This window comes from Pseudoclavibacter soli DSM 23366, from assembly GCF_000423505.1.
GTDB lineage: Bacteria > Actinomycetota > Actinomycetes > Actinomycetales > Microbacteriaceae > Pseudoclavibacter_A > Pseudoclavibacter_A soli.
The window spans coordinates 125,666-147,514 of the sequence record NZ_AUIC01000003.1 but is presented as its reverse complement, the minus strand read 5'-3'; the positions used below and the strand labels follow the sequence as shown (position 1 = coordinate 147,514).

The 21,849-nt window shown below is 67.1% G+C and carries 17 protein-coding genes and 2 pseudogenes; all 19 read left to right on the top strand.

Features of this window, described 5'->3' with window-relative positions; all coding sequences use genetic code 11:
• Positions 1 to 161: 161 nt before the first annotated feature.
• The 19 genes and pseudogenes from pyrR to rarD all read left to right on the top strand — a co-directional run bounded on the left by pyrR (position 162) and on the right by rarD (position 21,699).
• Positions 162 to 695, top strand: a complete 534-nt coding sequence (gene pyrR / locus G557_RS0100675) for a bifunctional pyr operon transcriptional regulator/uracil phosphoribosyltransferase PyrR (protein WP_028244566.1) — start codon at positions 162 to 164, stop codon at positions 693 to 695.
• Positions 692 to 1,645, top strand: coding sequence for an aspartate carbamoyltransferase catalytic subunit (locus G557_RS0100670; RefSeq protein ID WP_028244565.1), 954 nt, complete (start codon positions 692 to 694; stop codon positions 1,643 to 1,645). Before pyrR ends, G557_RS0100670 begins: the two co-directional genes overlap by 4 nt.
• Positions 1,642 to 2,976, top strand: coding sequence for a dihydroorotase (locus G557_RS10715; RefSeq protein WP_051223970.1), 1,335 nt, complete (start codon positions 1,642 to 1,644; stop codon positions 2,974 to 2,976). Before G557_RS0100670 ends, G557_RS10715 begins: the two co-directional genes overlap by 4 nt.
• Positions 2,961 to 3,491 (top strand): PH-like domain-containing protein, encoded by a 531-nt coding sequence (locus G557_RS0100660; protein ID WP_028244564.1) that lies wholly within the window; start codon positions 2,961 to 2,963, stop codon positions 3,489 to 3,491. Before G557_RS10715 ends, G557_RS0100660 begins: the two co-directional genes overlap by 16 nt.
• A 66-nt stretch (positions 3,492 to 3,557) precedes the next feature.
• A complete protein-coding gene (carA, locus tag G557_RS0100655) occupies positions 3,558 to 4,721 on the top strand; it encodes a glutamine-hydrolyzing carbamoyl-phosphate synthase small subunit (RefSeq protein WP_028244563.1) in 1,164 nt (387 codons plus the stop codon).
• Positions 4,721 to 8,020, top strand: a complete 3,300-nt coding sequence (gene carB / locus G557_RS0100650) for a carbamoyl-phosphate synthase large subunit (protein ID WP_028244562.1) — start codon at positions 4,721 to 4,723, stop codon at positions 8,018 to 8,020. The genes carA and carB overlap by 1 nt, the downstream gene beginning before the upstream one ends.
• Positions 8,020 to 8,925, top strand: a complete 906-nt coding sequence (gene pyrF / locus G557_RS10710; protein ID WP_051223967.1) for an orotidine-5'-phosphate decarboxylase — start codon at positions 8,020 to 8,022, stop codon at positions 8,923 to 8,925. The genes carB and pyrF overlap by 1 nt, the downstream gene beginning before the upstream one ends.
• Positions 8,926 to 9,299: 374 nt before the next feature.
• Positions 9,300 to 10,412: a type I restriction endonuclease gene (locus G557_RS0100640; RefSeq protein WP_028244561.1), complete on the top strand. Its 1,113-nt coding sequence runs from the start codon at positions 9,300 to 9,302 to the stop codon at positions 10,410 to 10,412.
• A gap of 191 nt (positions 10,413 to 10,603) precedes the next feature.
• On the top strand, positions 10,604 to 11,026 hold the full coding sequence (locus G557_RS10705) for a hypothetical protein (RefSeq protein ID WP_036960215.1): 423 nt from the start codon (positions 10,604 to 10,606) through the stop codon (positions 11,024 to 11,026).
• Positions 11,027 to 11,044: 18 nt separating this feature from the next.
• Positions 11,045 to 11,503: a helix-turn-helix domain-containing protein gene (locus G557_RS14405; RefSeq protein WP_084626873.1), complete on the top strand. Its 459-nt coding sequence runs from the start codon at positions 11,045 to 11,047 to the stop codon at positions 11,501 to 11,503.
• Positions 11,504 to 11,917: 414 nt separating this feature from the next.
• Positions 11,918 to 12,484, top strand: a pseudogene (gene gmk / locus G557_RS0100625) (guanylate kinase); the annotation flags it as partial.
• 2 nt (positions 12,485 to 12,486) lie between these two features.
• Positions 12,487 to 12,738 (top strand): annotated as a pseudogene (gene rpoZ, locus G557_RS0100620) (DNA-directed RNA polymerase subunit omega); the annotation flags it as partial.
• Positions 12,739 to 12,873: 135 nt separating this feature from the next.
• Positions 12,874 to 14,058: a bifunctional phosphopantothenoylcysteine decarboxylase/phosphopantothenate--cysteine ligase CoaBC gene (gene coaBC, locus G557_RS0100615; protein WP_028244558.1), complete on the top strand. Its 1,185-nt coding sequence runs from the start codon at positions 12,874 to 12,876 to the stop codon at positions 14,056 to 14,058.
• Positions 14,059 to 14,111: 53 nt separating this feature from the next.
• Positions 14,112 to 15,311, top strand: coding sequence for a methionine adenosyltransferase (metK, locus tag G557_RS0100610; protein WP_028244557.1), 1,200 nt, complete (start codon positions 14,112 to 14,114; stop codon positions 15,309 to 15,311).
• Positions 15,312 to 15,568: 257 nt separating this feature from the next.
• Positions 15,569 to 17,434, top strand: a complete 1,866-nt coding sequence (locus G557_RS10695) for a primosomal protein N' family DNA-binding protein (protein WP_051223964.1) — start codon at positions 15,569 to 15,571, stop codon at positions 17,432 to 17,434.
• 167 nt (positions 17,435 to 17,601) lie between these two features.
• Positions 17,602 to 18,438 (top strand): glycosyltransferase family 39 protein, encoded by an 837-nt coding sequence (locus tag G557_RS13150; protein WP_028244556.1) that lies wholly within the window; start codon positions 17,602 to 17,604, stop codon positions 18,436 to 18,438.
• Positions 18,439 to 18,476: 38 nt separating this feature from the next.
• Positions 18,477 to 19,406, top strand: a complete 930-nt coding sequence (fmt, locus tag G557_RS0100595) for a methionyl-tRNA formyltransferase (RefSeq protein WP_028244555.1) — start codon at positions 18,477 to 18,479, stop codon at positions 19,404 to 19,406.
• Positions 19,403 to 20,782 carry a transcription antitermination factor NusB gene (locus G557_RS0100590; RefSeq protein WP_028244554.1) on the top strand — a complete coding sequence of 460 codons (1,380 nt, stop codon included), beginning with the start codon at positions 19,403 to 19,405 and terminating at the stop codon, positions 20,780 to 20,782. Before fmt ends, G557_RS0100590 begins: the two co-directional genes overlap by 4 nt.
• Complete coding sequence (gene rarD / locus G557_RS0100585; RefSeq protein ID WP_028244553.1) at positions 20,779 to 21,699, top strand: EamA family transporter RarD; 921 nt, start codon at positions 20,779 to 20,781, stop codon at positions 21,697 to 21,699. The genes G557_RS0100590 and rarD overlap by 4 nt, the downstream gene beginning before the upstream one ends.
• The last annotated feature ends 150 nt before the right edge of the window (positions 21,700 to 21,849 follow it).

The window sequence follows — 21,849 nt, the reverse complement described above, 5'->3', positions numbered from 1 at the left end:
GGCTCTGCGGTGTGCGGTAGGGGTGAACGTGATTCACCCCTGCGGCGCACGGTGGGGTGAGGCACGGCACGCCGCGCGTGTCACAAATCGCAACGGTGTAGCATGGCTGTCAGCCGAATCATCCTTTAACGACCGTCCTGTGAGGCGGGAAAGGACCAGCCATGGCCACCACTGTCATGCAGGCGGGCGACATCGATCGCGCCCTGACCCGCATCGCTTTCGAGATCCTCGAGGGCAACAAGGGCGCCGAGAACCTTGTGCTGCTGGGTATCCCCAGCCGCGGGGTGCCGCTTGCCGCTCGCCTCGCCGAGCGCATCGCCCACACTGAGTCGCTGCCCGACGCGAAGGCCATCACCGGGTCAATCGACATCACCATGTACCGCGACGATCTGCGCGCCCGGCCCCTCAAACACCCGCACCCCACCGAGATTCCACTCAGCGGCATCGACGACAAAACCGTGGTGCTCGTCGACGACGTGCTTTACTCGGGCCGGTCGGTGCGCGCCGCACTCGACGCCCTGCAAGAGCTCGGCCGGCCCCGCACGGTGCGCCTGGCGGTGCTCGTCGACCGGGGGCACCGCGAGCTGCCGATCAGAGCCGACTACGTGGGCAAAAACCTGCCGACCTCGCGCGACGAGCAGGTCAAAGTCGAACTCACCCCGCTCGACGCCGAAGATCGCGTGGTGATCGCATGAGACACCTGCTGAGCACCCTCGATTTGAGCCGCGACGAGGCCCTCGGCCTGCTCGACGTGGCCGAAGACATGGACGCCGTCAACCGGCGCGAGATCAAGAAGCTGCCCACCCTGCGCGGGCGCACCGTGGTCAACCTGTTCTACGAGGACTCCACCCGCACGCGCATCTCGTTCGAGGCCGCGGCCAAGCGCCTGTCGGCCGACGTGATCAACTTCAGCGCCAAGGGCTCCAGCGTCTCCAAGGGCGAGTCGCTCAAAGACACCGCCCAGACGCTCGCCGCGATCGGGGCGGATGGCGTGGTCATCAGACACAGCGCCAGTGGTGCCGCCCATCGCCTGGCACAGACCGACTGGATCGACGCGGGCGTGATCAACGCCGGCGACGGCACCCACGAGCATCCCACCCAGGCGCTGCTCGACGCGTTCACCATTCGCAAGCGCCTGCACGGCGACGCTTCGCGCGGCAAAGCCCTCGACGGCGTGCGCGTGCTCATCGTGGGCGACATCGACCACTCCAGAGTGGCCCGCAGCGACCTCTGGCTGCTGCACACCCTCGGCGCAGAGGTGGCCTTCGCCGGCCCGCCCACGCTCATTCCATTCGCTGCCGAGCACTGGCCAGTGCGCATCTTCGACGACTTCGACACCGCGCTCGTCGAAGACTTCGACGTGGTGATCATGCTGCGCATTCAGCTCGAGCGCATGCACGACGCATTCTTTCCGACCAGCCAGGAGTACACCCGCCTCTGGGGCCTCGGCCCGCAGCGGCTGGCACGTCTGTCGCCGCGCGCACTGATCATGCACCCCGGCCCGATGAACCGCGGCCTCGAGATCAGCTCCGAGGCCGCTGACTCACCGCAGGCCACCGTGCGCGAGCAGGTCGCCAACGGCGTTTCGGTCAGGATGGCCGCGCTCTACACCCTGCTCGGCCCACGAGAGGAGGTGGGCGCGTGAGTTCCCTGATCATCACCACTGCGACGCTGACGTCAACCCCCGACCAGGGGCCGGTCGACATTCGCATCACCGACGACACCATCGTCTCGATTCAACCCGCCGGATGCATCGACACCGACAGCGCCGAACTCACCATCGACGCCGCCGGGCTCGTGGTGCTGCCAGGGCTGGTCGATCTGGGCGCGCACCTGCGCGAGCCCGGCCACGAGCAGGTCGAGACCGTGCTGAGCGCCAGCCAGGCAGCCGCACTCGGCGGCTACACGGCCGTGCACGCCACCGCAGACAGCGACCCGGCAGCCGACACCGCCGGCACCGTCGAACTCGTGGCCCGCTTAGGGGCAGCCGCCGGCTACGTGCAGGTGTACCCGATCGGGGCGGTCACCGTCGGCCAGCGTGGCGAGCGCCTCGCCGAGATCGGCGCCATGGCCGACTCAGCCGCCCAGGTGCGGGTGTTCGCCGACGAAGGGGGAGTGAACGACTCGCTGCTGCTGCGCCGCGCCCTCGAATACGTCAAGGCCTTCGACGGGCTCGTCGCCCAGCACGCCCAAGACCCTCAGCTGACTCGCGACGCCCAAGCCAACGAAGGCGAGCTGGCCAGCCGTCTCGGCCTGGCCGGGTTCGCCCCTGTGGCCGAAGAATCGGTCATTGCCCGCGACGTGCTGCTGGCTCACCACGTGGGCTCGCGCCTCCATGTGCGCCATGTGTCGACCGCCGGCGCCGTCGAGGTGCTGCGCTGGGCCAAGGGCCGAGGCTTTCAAGTCACGGCCGACACCACCCCGCATCATCTGCTGCTGACCGAGGCCGAGATCACTGGCTACGACCCGCGGTTCAAGGTCAACCCGCCGCTGCGCACTCAGACCGATGTCGACGCGCTGCGTGCCGGAGTGGCCGACGGCACCATCGACGTGATCGCCACCGACCACGCCCCGTACCCGCACGAAGACAAAGAGTGCGAGTGGGTGCACGCCGCGTTCGGCGTCACCGGGCTGCAGACCACCCTGCCCGTGCTGCAGGCCGCCCTGGTCGACACCGGTGTGCTCGGCTGGGCCGACATCGCCCGGCTGGTCAGCTCCGCCCCGGCGCTGCTGGCCCGCGACGAGCGCCAGGGCCGCCCCATCGCTGTGGGCGAGCCGGCCAACATCACTCTCTACGATGCGGCCAGCCCGCACGTGCTCGACGCCGCCGAGCTGGTCAGCCTGAGCGACAACTCACCGTTCGTCGGCCGTGAGCTGCCCGGCCGCGTCGTCGCCACGATCAGCGCCGGCACCCCGACGGTGCTCGACGGCCACCTGCGCACCCCCGAGGAGGTGGCCCAATGGACGAAAAAGTGATCCCGACGACGATCACTATCGCCATCGTGCTGCTCGCGTTCGTGGGCATGTGGGTTGGGTGGCGGCGCCGTACGCGCTCGCAGGATGCCGAACTCCCGCCCCTGCCCGCCCTGCCGTCCCAGCTCGGTGATGTGGTGGCACAGGCTCGCGTGCTCTACGCGGCGACCACTCGACTCACCGACCCACTCGATCGCATCACTGCGCGCAGGCTGGGTTTTCGAGCGCACGGCGAGGTGTTCGTGCACCCTGAGGGCGTGGTCATCGAACGCGCCGGCGCCGAGCCGCTGTTCATCGCCAGCGAGTCGCTGCTGGGTGCTGAGGCAGCCGACTGGACCATCGACAAGGGTGTGGAGCGCGGCGGCCTGATCGCTGTGCACTGGGCCTGGGGCGAGTTCGACGTGACCACCTTTCTGCGGCCCCGCGAGGCCAGCGATGGGCCTGCCGTGATCGCCGCGGTCAATGCGCTCACCCCGCCGCCGAGCGCCGAGCGACGAAGCCGCGAGCTGATGTTCTGACGCACAGCTCGCAGCACCCCCGCACCACTCAGACCTTTTGAACCTCACACAGCAAGGAGCAAGCACATGCCAGTGTTCGACCCGGCCATCCTCGTTCTCGAAGATGGCACCAGATTCACCGGACGTGCCTACGGCGCACGCGGCACCACATTCGGCGAAGCCGTGTTCGCCACCGGGATGACCGGCTACCAAGAGACCCTGACCGACCCGTCGTACGCGGGCCAGATCGTCATTCAGACCGCGCCGCATATCGGCAACACCGGCGTCAATGACGTCGACAACGAGTCGAGCCGCATCTGGGTGGCCGGCTACGTGGTGCGCGAGCCCAGCCGCATCGTGTCGAACTGGCGGGCCACCAGCTCACTCAATGACGAGCTGGTGCGCCAGCACATCGTGGGCATCTCTCATGTCGACACCCGTGCACTGACCCGTCACCTGCGCGACAAGGGCGCCCAGCGCGCCGGCATCTTCTCCGGCGCAGACGCCGATCTCGACGCCTCTGAGCAGCTCGCCCAGGTGCAGCGCTCACCGCGCATGGCAGGCCTGAACCTCTCCGGCCAGGTCACCACACCCGAAGAGTATGTGGTGCCCGCCGTCGGCGAGAGCCTCGGCAACCTCGTGGTCGTCGACCTGGGCGTCAAGCGCGCCACGGTGCGCAAGCTCAGCGAGCAGGGCTTCGACGTGCATGTGCTGCCGTACAGCGCCACCTTCGAGCAGATCGTGGCCCTGCAACCGGCCGGCGTGTTCTTCTCGAACGGGCCGGGTGACCCGGCGGCCAGCCGCGAGGTCATCTCGACGCTCAGCCAGGTGCTCGCCCAGCGCATCCCGTTCTTCGGCATCTGCTTCGGCAACCAGCTGCTCGGCCGTGCGCTCGGGCTCGACACCTACAAGCTGCCGTTCGGTCACCGTGGCATCAACCAGCCTGTGCTCGACAAGGCCACCGGCCGGGTCGAGATCACTGCGCAGAACCACGGCTTCGCCGTCAAGGCCGACACCGAGGGTGTGATCGACTCGCCGTCGGGCTTCGGCCGCGTCGAGGTCAGCCACGTCGGGCTCAACGACCAGGTGGTCGAGGGCCTCAACTGCCTCGACATCCCCGCGTTCTCTGTGCAGTACCACCCCGAGGCCACCGCCGGCCCGCACGACTCCGACTACCTGTTCACCCGATTCAAAGACCTCATCGTCGCCACCCGTGAGGGTGCCGCCACCACCGAAGGAGCCGCAAACTAATGCCACGCAGAGCAGACATCAACAGTGTGCTGGTCATCGGCTCCGGGCCGATCGTCATCGGCCAGGCCTGCGAGTTCGACTACTCGGGCACCCAGGCCTGCCGCGTGCTGCGGGCCGAGGGCATCCGAGTCATCTTGGTCAACTCGAACCCGGCGACCATCATGACCGACCCCGATTTCGCCGATGCCACATACATCGAGCCGATCACCACCGAGGTCATCGAGGCGATCATCGCCAAAGAGCGGCCCGACGCCATCCTGCCGACCCTGGGCGGCCAGACCGCACTGAACGCCGCCATCGCGCTCGACAAGGCGGGCATTCTCGAGAAATACGATGTGGAGCTCATCGGCGCGAAGGTCGACGCCATCGAGCGCGGCGAGAACCGCGAGACCTTCAAAGAGCTCGTGCTCGACTGCGGCGCCGACGTGGCCCGCTCACACATCGCCCACACGCTCGACGAATGCCTCGCCTTCGCCGAAGACCTCGGCTACCCGCTGGTGGTGCGCCCCTCGTTCACCATGGGCGGGCTCGGCTCGGGCTTCGCCTACACCCAAGAAGACCTGATCCGCATCGCCGGGGCCGGCCTCGATGCCTCGCCGACGGCCGAGGTGCTGCTCGAAGAGTCGATTCTCGGCTGGAAAGAGTACGAGCTCGAGCTGATGCGCGACAACGCCGACAACACGGTGGTCGTCTGCTCGATCGAGAACGTCGACCCGGTCGGCGTGCATACCGGCGACTCGATCACGGTGGCGCCCGCGCTGACCCTGACCGACCTCGAATATCAGAACCTGCGTGACATCGGCATCCGCATCATCCGCGCCGTGGGCGTTGATACCGGAGGCTGCAACATTCAGTTCGCGATCGACCCGGCGACCGGCCGCGTGATCGTCATCGAGATGAACCCGCGCGTCTCTCGGTCATCGGCCCTCGCCTCGAAAGCCACCGGCTTCCCGATCGCCAAGATCGCCGCGAAACTCGCGGTCGGCTACCGCCTCGATGAGATTCCCAACGACATCACCCAGGTCACCCCGGCCAGCTTCGAGCCCACGCTCGACTACATCGTGGTGAAGGTGCCGCGCTTCGCGTTCGAGAAGTTCCCGGCCGCAGACGCCCGCCTGACCACCACTATGAAGTCGGTGGGCGAGGCGATGGCCATCGGTCGCACCTTCTCGCAGGCGCTGCAGAAGGCGTTGCGCTCGCTCGAGAAGAAAGGCTCGAACTTCCACTGGGGCGAGATCGAAGGTGACGCGGCGACGCTGCTTGAGAAAGCATCCGTGCCCACCGACGGTCGCATCGTGACCCTGCAGCAGGCACTGCGAGCCGGTGCCACGCCCGAGCAGGCGCATGAGGCCACCGGCATCGACCCGTGGTTCATCGACCAGATCGTGCACATCAACGAGGTCGCCGACTGGGTGCACGCAGCCGACGAGCTTGATCTGCACGTGCTGCGCGTGGCCAAAGAAGAGGGCTTCAGCGACGCTCAAATCGCCCAGCTGCGCGGCACCAGCGAGCAGCAGGTGCGCGACATTCGCCACTTCGCCGGGCTGCGACCGGTCTACAAGACGGTCGACACCTGTGCCGGCGAGTTTCCGGCGCTCACCCCGTATCACTACTCGACCTACGAGCAGGAGTCTGAGGTTGCGTACTCGGGCAAGAAACGCATTGTGATTCTCGGCTCGGGGCCCAACCGCATCGGTCAGGGCGTGGAGTTCGACTTCTCGTGCGTGCACGCCTCGTTCGCTCTGCACGACGCCGGCTACGAGACCATCATGGTCAACTGCAACCCCGAGACAGTCTCGACCGACTACGACACCTCAGACCGCCTGTACTTCGAGCCGCTGACGCTCGAAGACGTGCTCGAGGTGATTCACGCCGAGAGCCAGGCCGGTGAGCTGGTCGGCGTGATCGTGCAGCTCGGCGGGCAGACGCCGCTGGGCCTGGCCAAGGGCCTCAAAGCTGCGGGTGTGCCGATTCTCGGCACCACCCCCGAGGCGATCGACCTCGCCGAAGAGCGTGGCCTGTTCGCTGAGATTCTCGAGAAGGGCAACCTGCTCGCACCACGCAACGGCATCGCCACAAACGTCGACGAAGCCATCGACGTGGCCGAGCACATCGGGTATCCCGTACTCGTGCGTCCTTCGTTCGTGCTCGGCGGCCGGGGCATGGAGATCGTCTACGACCGCGAGTCGATCGTCGACTACTTCGAACGCATCGGCGGGCAGGCGCTGGTCTCCGAGACCAACCCGCTGCTGGTCGACCGGTTCCTCGACGACGCGGTGGAGCTCGACGTCGACGCGCTGTACGACGGCGAGCAGCTGTTCATCGGCGGCATCATGGAGCACATCGAAGAGGCCGGCATCCACTCCGGCGACTCGAGCTGCTCGCTGCCGGCGGTCAGCCTCGGCGACTCGCACCTGCGCGCCGTGCGCGAGGCCACCCTCGCCATCGCCCAGGGCATCGGCGTCGACGGCCTGCTGAACGTGCAGTACGCGATCGCCGCCGGAGTGCTCTACGTGATCGAGGCGAACCCGCGCGCCAGCCGCACGGTGCCGTTCGTCTCCAAGGCGCTGGGGCTGCCGCTGGCCAAGGCGGCCAGCCTGATCATGGCGGGGCGCTCGATCGCCGAGCTGCAAGCTGAGGGGCTGCTGCCGGCGGCCGACAGCACGTTTGTGCCAGCATCCTCACCGATCTCGGTGAAAGAAGCCGTGCTGCCGTTCAACCGCTTCCAGACGCCCGAGGGCACTGTGGTCGACTCGCTGCTCGGCCCCGAGATGCGCTCGACCGGCGAGGTCATGGGCATCGACGCGAACTTCCCGATCGCGTTCGCCAAGGCCGAGACCGCCACGGTCGGCTCGCTGCCGCGCCGCGGCACGGTGTTCGTGTCGGTTGCCGACGACGACAAGCGCAACGTGGTGCTGCCGGTGCTGCGCCTGCAGACGCAGGGCTTCGACATCGTGGCCACCGAGGGCACGCTCAAGGTGCTGCGCCGCAACGGCATCGTCGCACAGCCGATCAACAAGCGCGGCGAGGGCGATCACGACATCGTTGAGCGCATCACCCGCGGTGAGATCTCGATGGTGGTCAACACCCCGTCAGGGCGCACCGCACGCACCGACGGCTACGAGATTCGCGCCGCCGCCACCGCGCACAACGTGCCCGTGTTCACCACGATCGCCGCGCTGAACTCGCTGGTGACCTCGCTCGAGGTCGTCGACGGGCCCTTCTCGGTGCGTTCCCTGCAGGAGTACGCCGCCGACCGTGCCGCTGCCGCCGCTGCGGCCGAGGCCCTCGACGCCTGATGGGCATCACCTCGTTCGGCACCCGGCTCGCGCAGGCGATCACCCGCTTCGGCGGGCTGACCGTCGGCATCGACCCCCACGCGCACCTGCTCGACGCGTGGGGGCTGCCCGGCGGGGTGGCCGGCCTTGAGCGCTTCAGTCTTGCGATGGTCGAGCAGGCGGCGGATCGTGTGGGCATTGTCAAGCCACAGGTCGCCTTCTTCGAGCGGTACGGCGCGGCCGGGCTGGCCGTGCTTGAGCGGGTGATCACGGAGGCTCGCTCAGCCGGACTGCTGGTGATCGCCGACGCCAAGCGCGGCGACATCGGCTCGACTAATCAGGGTTACGCCGACGCGTGGCTGGCCGCCGAGGCGCCGCTGGCCAGTGACGCACTGACGGTCTCGCCCTACCTGGGCGTGCACGCGCTCGACCCGCTCTACGAGACGGCTCGGGCAAACGGCGCCGGCCTGTTCGTGCTGGCGGCCACCAGCAACCCGCAGGCCGAGCCGGTGCAGGCCGCTGGCGTGGGGCTGGCTGCAGGCGCCGGGCAGGCCGCGGGTGTGGGGCAGGCTGCGGGTGTGGGGCAGGCTGCGGGAGTTGGGCAGGGCTCGCTCGCCGCGCACGTGGCGCACGAGGTGGGCATATGGAACGCCACCGCCCCCGGATCGTTCGGCATCGTGTTCGGCGCCACCCAGGCGCCGGTCAGCCGCGGGCTCGACGTGCGCACCACGGGCAACACCCTCCCCGTGCTGGCCCCCGGCTTCGGGGCTCAAGGCGCGCGGCTGGAAGATGCGGCGGTGCTGTTTCCGGGATGCGCCTCCCGCCTGCTCGCGAGCGTCTCGCGCTCGGTGGCGGGTGCGTCGGCGTCCGAGGCCGGCCGTCTCATCGCGGAGCATGTGGAGCGGCTGCGCGGTGCCTGGAGCTGAGCGCCGCCGGGCCCGCGGCAGGTTCTGTCGATGCGCGCTGCATTTCCGCCCGGCGATCGCGGTGTGGCGGCGGGGGCGGCGTGGCGCGCCCGCGTGTTTCCGGGGTGGAGGTGCTGGAGGGCGGTGGTCTGGCCACGATCGGTGGGCAGAAGTGCAGGGGGCGGGTGCAGGTGGGCAGGTGAGACAGCGCGTGCCACTGCGCGCGTTCGCTGGTCAGAACGGGGTCGATCGTGACCAGTGTTGATGCAGGATGGCAGGTTTGCTACGGGAACTGCCGCCGGCTGCGCTGTGCGGTGCAGGAGAAAGTGATTTGAGAGGGTGTCAGCGGCACCAAGTAGAATCTCTCACAATCGTAACTTTACTGGGAGACTACCTTGTCCGAAATCACTGAACGTCTGAACAGCCTTGCACTGAAGATCGAGAAGCAGCGAGGATCGATCGAAACTGAAGAAGCCACGAAGAATGCATTCGTGATGCCTTTCATCTCTCTCGTGCTGGGGTATGACGTATTCAACCCCAGTGAAGTGGTCCCCGAATACACCGCAGACATCGGGACCAAGAAGGGCGAGAAGATCGACTATGCGATTATCAAAGATGATGTCGTTCAGATCCTCGTGGAATGCAAGAAGATCGGGGAAGAACTCAATATCAACCATGCCTCTCAGCTCTTTCGCTACTTTGCGGTGACGAATGCGCGTATCGCTATTCTCACCAATGGAGACGAGTACCGGTTCTACACCGATCTCGATCGCCAGAACCGAATGGATGAGAAGCCCTTCCTGCGGTTCCAGCTCTCTGACCTCGATCCTGTGGTGATTCCAGAACTGAACAAACTGACGAAAGAGGTCTTCGATCTTGATTCAGTGCTCAATGCGGCAGAAGAGCTGAAGTATGTCGGAGAACTGAAACGTGTCCTTGCCGCTCAGTTCAAAGCACCAGATGATGATTGGGTCAAGGCCGTGGCATCGCGTGTCTACGATGGGGCCTTCACGCAGAAGGTTCGCGAACTCTTCGGTGTGCTCGTGCCGAAGGCGCAAAAGCAGTTTCTCGCCGACCAGGTCAATGATCGTCTGAAGGCTGCGCTGGGAAGCCAGTCTTATCAGGCTGAGCCAGACGATGGGACGGTTTCAGGCGCGGGAGCCAGTGCCGCCGCGGCGCAGGCGAGTGTCGACAGTTTCGATGAGAAGACTGACAAAGGCATTGAAACGACACTAGAGGAGGTGGAAGGCTACCAAATCGTTCGGGCGATTGTCTGCAGTGAAGTCTCACCGTCTCGCATCGCTCAGCGGGATACCAAGTCGTACTTCGGCATCCTGCTTGACGATAACAATCGGAAACCGATCGCACGACTCCACTTCAACACCGGGCAGAAGTACATCGGCTTGTTCGATGCCGATAAGCAGGAGACCCGTGAGGCGATCGATTCTCTCGATGAGATCTATCGCTTTGCCGATCATCTTCGTGAAACAGTGCACTTCTATGACTAATGGCAGACATTCTGATGCAGCTGGCGTGGGAGCACACTGAATCTTAGCTGGGCCGGGTCCTACACTGCATCGGCGGCACTGGAGCATAAATCGGCTTCTGTTCGCGGGGCCGCGTTGGACCGGCTGCCATCGTTAGATTTGGGGGGCGCTTGGTAGCACTCAATGTCGATCTCGCTCGTTAGGGGGGAACCATGGCAGGTGATGAGCAGGGATGGCGCATCGAGGTGGAGCCTGAGTATGAGCGGGCTGTGACTCGAGAACTGAATGAGTACCAGCAGGAGCTGCTCGATGGCGCGGTGCGGGGAGTGCTGCTGACGGAAGGTGTCGATGTCTGCCGAACACAGTGGGGCAAACCTCTTGGGCAGGGTCTCTACGAATTCCGGGTGCACAAGAAATCTAAGAAGCAGGTGATGCAGCGGGTCGACCCTGACTACAAGCCTGCCCCTGGAGACGAACAGACAGTGACGCTACGTGTTTTCTTCATGACGCACGGACGAAGATTGATCCTGTTGTTGACTGCGTATGACAAGGGCCGAGACCCAAGCAAGAAGAAGCAGCAGGCGGCCATAGCCACAGCGCGCACCATTGCTGCGCGAGTGATTCGAAAGTGGTGAGCTCAGCGCCAGGGTGGGATGAAGAACGACGGGGTGAGCAGGAGACCTGACGATGGTAAAGTCGGTATAACGACTACGGAGGTGATGGTGATGGGGCGCTCATACGGGGAGTTCTCACACGATCTTCAGCGCTCATGGCGCCCTGAGGCACGTGAAGTCGCGGACGCGATGGCTGCCGGTAGTCGCGCGCTCTATGAAGACGATCTGCGCAGACAGATCGGGCAGACGCTCAAACGTTGCAGACTCGAGCTCGGGCTGCGTCAAGCGGACGTTGCAACACGCGCCGGTGTGAGACAGACCGATGTCAGTGCAGTCGAGCGGGGTCTCGGGAACCCGACCATGCATACGTTGGTCGCCATTTCGACCGCAGTGCACGCTCGGCTGCAGATTGTGGAATCGCCAGCTACAGCTCGGACAGATGAGAGAGAAATCCCGTCCGCATCTGGCGTGAGGCAATCTGTGCACGCAGGTCGCTAGTCGCGGGCGGTCGCCGCTGCAAAACTTGCCGCTGCGCGCGATCGCCGGACACCGCAAGATCGCTGCTGCCGGGGCGGGGTGGGGTGCTGCATTCTGCCCGGTGATCGCGGTGCGGTGGTGGGGGCCGGCGTGGCGCGCCCGCGTGTCTCCGGGGGGGGTGGGAGGTGCTGGAGGGTGGCGGTCTGGCCGCGATCGGTGGGCAGAGATGCAGGGGCGAAGTCGCCCGTGCGCGCAGGCGGGCGGGTGCGGGCCGGCGGCTGGGACACAACGTGCCACTGCGCGCGTTCGCTGGTCAACGCCGGGCTGGTCGTGACCAGCGATGGTGCGGGTTGGCAGGTTTTGCCACGGTGGGGGCACGGTGATGTGGGAGAATTGCAGATCATGACCGAGTTCGACACCAGCGCATCCTCACCCGCCCGCCTGACCGTGCTGGCCGGGCCCACCGCCGTGGGCAAGGGCACGGTCGCGGCCTACATCCGCGAGCACTACCCGCAGGTGGCGCTGTCGGTGTCGGCCACCACGCGCAGGCCCCGGCCGGGCGAGATCGACGGGGTGCACTACTTCTTCGTCGACGATGAAGCGTTCGACCGCATGATCGTCCAGCACGAGCTCCTCGAGCACGCCACCGTGCACAACTCGTACCGCTACGGCACCCCGCGCAGGCCCGTCGACGAGGCGCTCGCCGCGGGCCGGCCCGTGCTGCTCGAGATCGATCTGCAGGGGGCGCGCCAGGTGCGCGGCAACGCACCGGACGCCCGGCTGGTGTTCCTGTCGCCTCCATCCTGGGACGAACTTGTGCACCGCCTTGTCGGGCGGGGCACTGAGACGCCCGAGGAACAGGCCCGTCGCCTCGAGACCGCGAAGGTCGAACTTGCTGCACGCAGCGAGTTCGATGACGAAGTTGTGAACGATTCAGTCGCACGTGCGGCAGAGGAAGTCGTACACTTGATGGGCATCAACCCCACGAAGGAGACCCGCTGAACATGGCCAACACGTATGAAGGCATTATCAACCCGCCCATCGACGAGCTGCTCAAGCGCGTCGACTCCAAATTCGGGCTGGTCATCTTCGCCTCCAAGCGGGCTCGACAGATCAACGACTACTACGCCGACCTGCAAGACGGCAGCCTGTTCAACAACGTCGGGCCGCTCGTCGACTCGAGCGTTGAAGACGAGGCCCTCTCGATCGCGCTGCGCGAGATCGCCGAAGACAAGCTCGTGCTGACGAAGATCGATCCCGCCGCCGAGGCCGCTGCCGCTGACGCCGCTGCAGACGCGGCAGACGCCGCAGCTGTCGACGCGGTCACCGGGACACAGACCACCACCGAGACCGACGCGTCGGCAGACGCCGACGCCGAGTGATCGACTGACGTGCGCATCCTTTTCGGGGTCACCGGCGGCATCGCGGCCTATAAAGCGGTGCAGGCCGTTCGCCTGCTGACGCAAGCAGGCCACGACGTGCATGTGGTGCCCACTCCCAACGCGCTGCGCTTCGTGGGCCAGCCCACATGGGAGGCCATCTCGCACAACACGGTGACCACCGAGCTGTTCGAGTCTGTCGATGAGGTGCGTCACGTCTCGCTAGGCGCTGAGGCCGACCTTGTGGTTGTGGCCCCGGCGACCGCCGACTTCATCGCCCGTGCCGCCGCCGGCCAAGCCGATGACCTGCTCACCGCATCCCTGCTGGTGACGCATGCGCCGGTGATCTTGGCCCCGGCCATGCACTCGCAGATGTGGAAGCATCCGGCCACGCAGGCCAACATCGCCACGCTCAAAAACCGTGGCGTGCGCATTCTGGGCCCCGACGTGGGTGCGCTCACCGGCGACGACCAGGGCATTGGGCGCCTGGTCGACCCCGAAGACATCGCTCAGGCCGTCGACCAGCAGCTGCGCCCCAAAGACCTCGTCGGCCGCACTGTCGTGGTCAGTGCGGGCGGCACCCGTGAGCGCGTCGACCCGGTGCGCTTTCTCGGCAACGACTCGTCGGGCAAGCAGGGCATCGCCATCGCCGAAGAGGCGCTCGCACGCGGTGCCGAGGTCATCATCGTGGCCGGGCACCTCGACGTGCATCCGCCGCGCGGGGCCGAGGTCATCAAGGCGCGATACACCGAGTCGATGCGCCAGGCGATCGTGTCGCTCGCTGATGAGGCCGATGTGGTCATCATGGCCGCCGCGATCGCCGACTACCGACCGGCCGAGCCGTCACGCAGCAAGCTCAAGAAGGCCACCGAGGGCAGCGAACTCAACCTGAAGCTGGTTGCCAACCCCGACATCCTTGCCGAGATCTCGCACCAAGCCGGGCGCGACAACCTCATCGTGGGGTTCGCCGCCGAAACTGCCCAGGGCGACGAACTGCTTGAACTCGGACGCGCCAAGATCGCCAAGAAAGGCTGCGACCTGCTCGTGGTCAACGAGGTGGGTGAGGGCAAGACGTTCGGGTTCGACGACAACACTGTGGCCATCCTCGATCGCGAGGGGCAGATCGTCACGCAGACGTCGGGCACCAAGCGCGAGGTCGCCGAGGCCCTGCTCGATCAGGTCGTGCTCTCGCTGTAGACGCGGCCTCCCGGCACACAGACGTTCACATTCGCAAGAGACGGAGTTTTTCCATGACTGATTCACGCCTGCGCCTCGTCAGCAGCGAGTCGGTGACCGAAGGCCACCCCGACAAGGTCTGCGACCAGGTCTCCGACGCCATCCTCGACGAGCTGCTCAAGGTCGACGACCAGAGCCTGACCGCCATCGAGACGGTCGCCACCAAGGGGCTCGTGCACGTGGTCGGCGAGATCAAGACCGAGGGGTACGTCGAGATTCCCGAGATCGTGCGCAACGTGATCACCGGCATCGGCTACACCTCGAGCGAGATCGGCTTCGACGGCCGCAGCTGCGGTGTGTCGCTGTCGATCGGGCAGCAGTCGGTCGAGATTCGCGAGGGCGTGCTCACTTCGTACGAGGTGCGCGAGCTCGGGTCGACCGACCCCTACGACAGCCAGGGGGCCGGCGACCAAGGCATCATGTTCGGGTACGCCACCAACGAGACGCCCGAATATCTGCCGGCGCCGATCGCCACCGCGCACAAGCTCACCCGGCGGCTGGCCGAACTGCGGCACAGTGGCAAACTGCCGTGGCTGCGGCCCGACGGCAAGGCGCAGGTCACCCTTGGCTACGATGGTGCGGTGCCGCGCTCGGTGGATGCGGTGGTCGTCTCGACGCAGCACGACCCGTCGCTGACCCAGGGCGAGATCCGTGCGCTTGTGCGCGAGCATGTGATCGACCCCGTGCTGGCCGATACCGGGCTCGACCTCAGTGACGTCGACTACTACATCAACCCCTCGGGCGGGTTCGTCGAGGGCGGGCCGGGCTCTGACGCGGGGCTGACCGGGCGCAAGATCATCGTCGACACCTACGGTGGTGCGGCGCACCACGGCGGTGGCGCGTTCAGCGGCAAAGACCCGTCGAAGGTTGACCGCTCGGCGGCATATGCGCTGCGCCATGCTGCCAAGAACGCTGTGGCTGCGGGGCTCGCCGATCGGCTCGAGATTCAGATCGCGTATGCCATCGGCAAGGCGCGCCCGGTGGGGCTGTACGCCGACTCGTTCGGCACCGGGGCGTTCGACGACCAGCGCATCGCACAGATCATCAGTGAGGTGTTCGATCTGCGCCCGCAGGCGATCATCAACGATCTCGACCTGCGCCGCCCGATTTACCAGCAGACTGCTGCCTACGGGCACTTCGGGCGCAACGAGCCCGGGTTCACCTGGGAGGCGCTCGACCGCGTCGACGACCTGCGCGAGACCGCGGGGCTCTAACTCTGTACTGATTGGCCTGTGCCGCTGGGCGCGTCGCGGGGCCTGTGCCGCGGTGCCTGTGCCGCGGGGTCGTGCCACTGGGTGGCCGAGGCGCTGCGGGGTTCTAGCTGGGGTGTGGTGTGCCGTGGGGGTGAAAGCCTGCGGTGGGGGTGAGGCTGTTTCACCCCTGGTGCGCATTTCGGGTTTTCTTCACCCCTATCGCACATGTGTGGTGCAGAGTTGCGCAGGGCTTCAGAGGGTGCCGGTATCCTGAGCACATGAAGGTTGCCAGCGTGTGTATCGACTCGCCGCTGCCGCACCTCGACAGGCTCTTCGAATACGAGGTGCCCGACGAGCTCGCGCAGCAGGCGGTTGTCGGCGCGCGTGTCAAGGTGCCCTTCGGGTTTCGCCGCAGACAGCTCGACGGCTACATCGTGTCGCTGGCGCCCACCGCCTCGTTCGAGGGGCAGCTGCAGCAGCTGTCGAAGGTAGTCGGGCGTATTCCACCGCTCGATGCCGCGGTCTGGCGCCTCGCCCGAGCCGTCGCAGACCGACAAGCCGGCATCGTCTCTGACGTGCTGCGCCTGGCCATACCCACACGCCACGCGCGCACCGAAACCGCTTGGGTCAAGGCGCATCCCGAGATTGCTCTAGCTCTCTCACAAGAGCCGGCCGATGGGCAAGAGCACAGCACTTCCGGTTCGCCTCAGCGAGATGTGACTTCAGGGTCCGAATCAGCACCGACGTCAGACGCCGACACCGCACGGCGGCCGGCGCGCATCCACCAGCGCCCGCACGTCGGCTGCGACTTCATGGCCAATGGGCTCGTGGTCTCGGCCTGGGTCACCGACGTGGTCGAGCGGGTGCGTGCTCAGCTCGCGCGGGGGCGCACCACCATCGTCGCCGTGCCCGACTTCCGCGACGTGGCACAGCTGGCCGCCGCCCTCACCGAGCGTTTCCCCGACGAAACGGTCGCCAGACTCGACGCCGGCATCGACGACGACGCGCGCTACCGCAGTTTTCTTGACTCGCTCGCAGGATGCTCCCGCATCATCGTCGGCACCCGCACCGCGATTTACGCGCCGGCGCCCGATCTTGGCGAGATCATTCTCGTCGACGACGGAGACCCCTCGTTTCGCGAACCCCACGCTCCGTATGCACATGTGCGCGACGTGGCGCTCATACGGCAACAGCAGTCTGGGGCTGATCTCACCTTCTTGGCGCACTCGCGCTCGGTGGCGCTCGAACGCCTGGTCGAGATCGGCTATGTGCAGGCTGGCCCGGTGCCGCCGCACCCGCACGTGATTCCCGCCGCTGCGGTCTGGGGAGACGATCCGCTGCTGAGTGCCGCGCGCATTCCCGAGATCGCATATGCGGTGGCGCGTCAGGCGCTGCGCTCGGGGCCGGTGCTCATTCAAGTGGCACGCGCCGGGTATCAGCGTGAGGTCGAGACCGAGCAGGGCACGCGCACCCTTGCAGGGGCCGGTCGCACCGCCGACGAACTCGGCCGCGCCTTCGCCGAGACCCCCGTGATCGTGGCCACCGGCGACCAGGTGCGCGACCAGGTCGGTGACACGCCCGCCCTGGTGATCGCCACGGCCGGGGCCGAACCACGCTGCCGCAACGGTTACCAGGCCGTGCTGCTACTCGATGCACTCTCAGTCGTGTCTCGTGAGGGGCTGTTCGCCAGCGAAGATGCCTTGCGGCACTGGTTCAACGCCGCCGCGCTGGCCGCTCCCGATGGGCAGGTGGTGCTTACCGGGGTCGACGGGCGGCTCGCCCGCGCACTCATCACATGGAGCCCTGAAGTGTTCTCATCTGCCGAGCTGGCCGAGCGGGCGAGCCTCGGGTTTCCGCCGGCGGTGCGCTTCTTCTCGATCGTCACCGACCCCGGTGGCACCGGTCACGTGCTTGAGCACGCCGGCCTGCCGACCGAGGTGCAGGTGCTCTCCACCGAGCTCGAGCCCGGCGCCCCGGGCGAACCTGACGACGAGGTCACGTTGCTACGCGTTCCCTACAGCGCAGGCGAGGCCGCAGCCAAAGCGCTCAAGGCGGCCGTGGTGCGGGCCACCACCGGCCCAGCCAAACGCCAGCACCGCCTGCGCGTGCACGCCGACGATCTGCGCCGCTTCATCACGCAGTAGTCGGCCCCAGCCAGCTCGGCGGCAGCGCAGCGCTGGCCCACTGAGAGCCCAGCGCCACCCCGCAGCCAGCTCAGCGGCAGCTCAGCGCTCGCGAGCCCCGTCGTGCGCCCTGTCGCACTCGAATACACTTAAATGGCCAGGCAGCACACTTGGCAGGGGAGTGAGTCATGACCGAGACGCGCCTGCGCGCACGAGACCCGCATCGAGCCACACGCAGCAGCGCCCGCGCATGGCTGTTCGCCGTGCTGATGGGGGCCATATCAACGTCACTTGCGTTCTGGCTCGGCAGCGACCAGTCGATCTGGTTCGACGAGGCCTACACCGTGCTGGTTGTCGAGCATTCGGTGCCCGACATCATCTCGCTGACCGCCGTCGATGTGCATCCACCGTTGTTTTACCTGCTGCTCAAAGCCTGGGTGTCTGTGTTCGGCACGAGCCTGCCCGCGCTGCGCCTGATGCCCGCGCTGCTGACTGGGCTCGCCGTTATCACCGGGTTCGCGCTGCTGCGCCGCCTGTTCGATGCACGAATAGCAGCTGTCGCCCTGCCCCTGTTCGCGCTGAACCCGCTGATCTTGCGCTACGGGTTCGAGGTGCGCATGTACTCGCTCGCCACGCTCATCAGCCTGCTCGCCACCCTCATGTTGGTGCGGGCGATGCGCAGCGGCCGCTGGCACCACTGGGTGCTTTATGGCCTGCTCGTCGTCGCCGGCATGTACACCCTCTACGTGTCGGTGCTGATCTGGCTGGCACACGCGATCTGGCTGCTGGCGCACTGGTGGAACCACGACGAGCGCACGCTGTTCCGTCAGCCGTGGCTGTGGACATATGCCGCATCCTTGCTGCTATTCGCGCCGTGGGTGCCCGTCGCCGCGCAGCAGGCCACCAACGGTGCACTCGCGGCCAACGGCAGCCCCGTCGGCATCGAGACACTCGCGAACGCGCTGACCATGGTCACCGCCTTCGACGGCCTCACCCTCGACCACTACACCCGCGCGGCCGAGTGAGGCGCCCGGCCCCGCACAGCGCTCGCTAGACTGTGCTGGTGCGCATCTTCTTTGCTGGAACCCCCGACATTGCTGCCGCCGTGCTGCAGCAGTTGATCGACTCACCGCACGAGGTGGTCGGCGTGCTCACCCGCCCGGATGCCCCCATCGGGCGCCGCCGCACGCTCACTCCCAGCCCGGTCGCGGCGTTGGCCGAGGGGCACGGCATCCCTGTGGTGCGCGCCACCCGGGTCACCGACGAAGTTGTCGACGCCGTTGCGGCGAAGGCGCCTGAGCTCGGGGTGGTCGTGGCCTATGGTGCGTTGCTGCCCGACCGTCTGCTTGCGGTGCCTGAGCACGGCTGGATCAACCTGCACGTCTCGCTGCTGCCGGCGTGGCGCGGGGCTGCCCCGGTGCAGCGGGCGATCGCCGCCGGCGATGATCCGCTGGGGCTCTCGGTCATTCAGGTCACCTCGGAACTCGACGCCGGCGACATTCTCACGCAGCGGCCCATCGCGGGGCTCGAACGGGCCACCGCCGGCCAGGTGCTGGCACGCATGGGCGATGAGGGCGCGCAGGATGTGCTGGCGGCGGTTGATGCGCTGGCTGCCGGCACCGCGCATCCCACCGCGCAGACCGGGCCGGTGAGCATTGCCGCGAAGCTCGACCGCGACTTCGGCCGCCTCGACTGGAGCCTGCCCACCCGCGACGTGTTCAACCGCTGGCGCGCGGCCACGCCTGAGCCCGGCGCGTGGAGCACGCTCGATGATGCGACGTTCAAGGTGGTGGAAGTTGCGCTGATCGACGACCCAGAGGCGCTGCCCGCCGAACAGGCCAGCCCAGGCAGTGTGGTGCTGCATCGCAAGCGGGTGCTCGCTGCCACGGGCGACGGTTGGCTGCAGCTGGTGACCGTGCAGCCGGCCGGGCGCGCAGCCATGCCTGCTCGGGCATGGATCAACGGGCGCCAGAGCGAGGCGGTGTTCGCATGAGTGAAGATCTGCGCCGCAGCGACCCTCGTGCGCTCGCGCTCGGTGTGCTTGAAGAGGTCGACGCCAACGACGCCTACGCAAACCTGCTGCTGCCCACCCGTCTTGCCGAGTCAGCTCTCAGCGCCCGCGATCGTGGGTTCGCCACCGAACTGGTCTACGGCACGCTGCGCTGGCGGCGGCTCTATGACGAGCTGATCGGGCGCGCAGCCAAACGCGACGCGGCTACACTCGACCGACGCGTGCTCGAGATTCTGCGCCTGTCGGCACACCAGCTGCTGCATATGCGCGTTCCGGCACATGCTGCCGTGAACGAGGCCGTCACGCTGGCAAAACGCACCCGCTCGGGCCGCGCGTCGGGGCTGATCAACGCTGCCACCCGACGGTTGAGCGAGCACACCCTCGACGAGTGGGCTGCCACGCTCAAGGCCGATCTGCCAGCCGACCGATACCTCAGCGTGCGCTGGTCGCACCCCGAATGGATCGTGCGCGCGCTGCGCCGCTCGCTCGAGGCCGACGGGCGCGGCGACACGCTGGAGGCGCTGCTGGCCGCAGACAATGAACCGCCCGCGGTCAATCTCGTGGCCCTGCCCGGGCTGGCCACGCGCGCCGATCTGGCTGAGACCACCCCCGATGTGCTCTCGCCGTTCGGAGCACGTCTGGCCCACGGCGACCCCGCCGCGCTGACCGGCAGGGGAGTGCGCGTGCAGGACGAGGGGTCGCAGCTGGCCGCACTCGCGCTGGCCGCGACACCAGCGGCCCCCGGGGCGCTCGAGAGCGAACAGTGGATCGACGTGTGCGCTGGGCCCGGTGGCAAGACCGCGCTGCTGGCCGCGCTGGCGGCCCAGCGGCATCCTGCCGCCCAAGTCGCAGCCAACGAACCGGTGCCGCACCGGGCCGAACTCGTGCGCCAGGCACTGCGTGAGGCCGGATTCGACGCGGTGCCGGTCTCTGAACTCGACGGCGCCCAGGCCCTTGTCGGTGCCGGATGGCAGCGCGCGCTCATCGACGCGCCCTGCACCGGGCTCGGCGCGCTGCGCCGACGCCCCGAGGCACGCTGGCGCAAACAGCCCGGCGACCTGCGAGAGCTCACCGCGCTGCAGACTCGGCTCATCGACGCCGCCGTCGCCTCGGCCCAGCCCGGCTCGGTGATCGCCTACATCACCTGCTCGCCGCATCTGGCCGAGACCCGGCAGCAGGTCGATGCGGCGCTCGAGCGGCATTCCGGGGAACTCGAGGTGATTGACGCGGCGCGTGTGCTCGCCGATGCCGTCGCCCCGGCATCCCTCGACATCGGCAGCGGTGCACCCGGGGTGCAGCTGTGGCCGCACATCCATGCCACCGATGGAATGTTCATCTCGCTGCTGAGGCGCAGGTGAGCGCCGCCGGCTCAGCACCCCGCACCGCCCGTCGCAGCGGTTTGGCGTATGGGCTCATCACCTATCTGATCTGGGGAGTGCTGCCGCTGTACTTCGTGGCGATGTCACCCACCGGGCCGTTCGAGCTCGTGTCGGCGAGGGTGGTCTTCTCAGCGCTGTTCTGTGCGCTGCTGGTGATGTTCACCCGGGCCTGGCGAGTGCTCGGAGAGGTGTTCCGCTCGCCGCGCACCCTGGGACTGTTCGCCCTGGCAGCCGGGCTCATCTACCTGAACTGGCAGCTGTACGTCATCGCGGCCACCAGCGGACATGTGCTCGAGGCCTCGCTCGGCTACTTCATCAACCCGGTATTCACCGTGTTGCTGGCCGTGCTTGTGCAGCGCGAACGCCTGACCGTGGCGCAGTGGAGTGCCGTGGGCATCTCGGCTCTGGCTGTGCTGGTGCTCGCCGTGGCCTACGGACAGGTGCCCTGGATCGGGCTCGGTCTGGCGCTGAGCTTCGGGTTCTATGGGCTCATCAAGGCCAGAGTCGGCGGGCAGGTCGACTCGCTGACCGGTCTCACCGTCGAGACCACGCTGCTGCTGCCAGTGGCCACTGTGGTGCTGGTGCTGGTGCAGACGATCGGCGGCGGGCTCACATTCGGCAGCTCAGGCGTCGGTCACTCACTGCTGCTGGCCAGCACCGGCATCGTCACGGCCGTGCCGCTACTGACCTTCGCCTCGGCGTCACGCCGGCTGCCGCTGGCCTGGCTGGGATTTCTGCAGTATCTCGGGCCGGTGCTGCAGTTCACTCTGGGCGTCGCGGTGTTGCGTGAGGATATGCCACCGGCGCGATGGGCCGGCTTCGCGCTGATCTGGCTGGCCATTGTGGTGCTCATCGTCGATGGGGCGCGGCAGGCGCGAGCTCACCGCGTGTACTGAGGGAGCCTTGTCTCTCGTCGGGGCGTGCACTCCTGCCCAGCGATCGCGGGGTCTGTCGCGCGAGGTGCACGGTGGAGCCTGTATTCTCGCGCGGTGTGGAGCGCGCGTGCAACGTAGAGTGCGCGATCACTGGGCACGACGGTACACCCG

What these genes read in the sequence shown, in the direction of transcription:
- G557_RS10705 (WP_036960215.1), top strand. Translation starts at nt 10,604, where the DNA reads ATGGCAGGTGATGAGCAGGGATGGCGCATCGAGGTGGAGCCTGAGTAT.
- G557_RS13150 (WP_028244556.1), top strand. Translation starts at nt 17,602, where the DNA reads ATGACCGAGACGCGCCTGCGCGCACGAGACCCGCATCGAGCCACACGC.
- carA (WP_028244563.1), top strand. Translation starts at nt 3,558, where the DNA reads ATGCCAGTGTTCGACCCGGCCATCCTCGTTCTCGAAGATGGCACCAGA.
- G557_RS14405 (WP_084626873.1), top strand. Translation starts at nt 11,045, where the DNA reads ATGAAGAACGACGGGGTGAGCAGGAGACCTGACGATGGTAAAGTCGGT.
- G557_RS0100660 (WP_028244564.1), top strand. Translation starts at nt 2,961, where the DNA reads ATGGACGAAAAAGTGATCCCGACGACGATCACTATCGCCATCGTGCTG.
- pyrR (WP_028244566.1), top strand. Translation starts at nt 162, where the DNA reads ATGGCCACCACTGTCATGCAGGCGGGCGACATCGATCGCGCCCTGACC.
- G557_RS0100590 (WP_028244554.1), top strand. Translation starts at nt 19,403, where the DNA reads ATGAGTGAAGATCTGCGCCGCAGCGACCCTCGTGCGCTCGCGCTCGGT.
- carB (WP_028244562.1), top strand. Translation starts at nt 4,721, where the DNA reads ATGCCACGCAGAGCAGACATCAACAGTGTGCTGGTCATCGGCTCCGGG.
- pyrF (WP_051223967.1), top strand. Translation starts at nt 8,020, where the DNA reads ATGGGCATCACCTCGTTCGGCACCCGGCTCGCGCAGGCGATCACCCGC.
- G557_RS10695 (WP_051223964.1), top strand. Translation starts at nt 15,569, where the DNA reads ATGAAGGTTGCCAGCGTGTGTATCGACTCGCCGCTGCCGCACCTCGAC.
- metK (WP_028244557.1), top strand. Translation starts at nt 14,112, where the DNA reads ATGACTGATTCACGCCTGCGCCTCGTCAGCAGCGAGTCGGTGACCGAA.
- G557_RS0100670 (WP_028244565.1), top strand. Translation starts at nt 692, where the DNA reads ATGAGACACCTGCTGAGCACCCTCGATTTGAGCCGCGACGAGGCCCTC.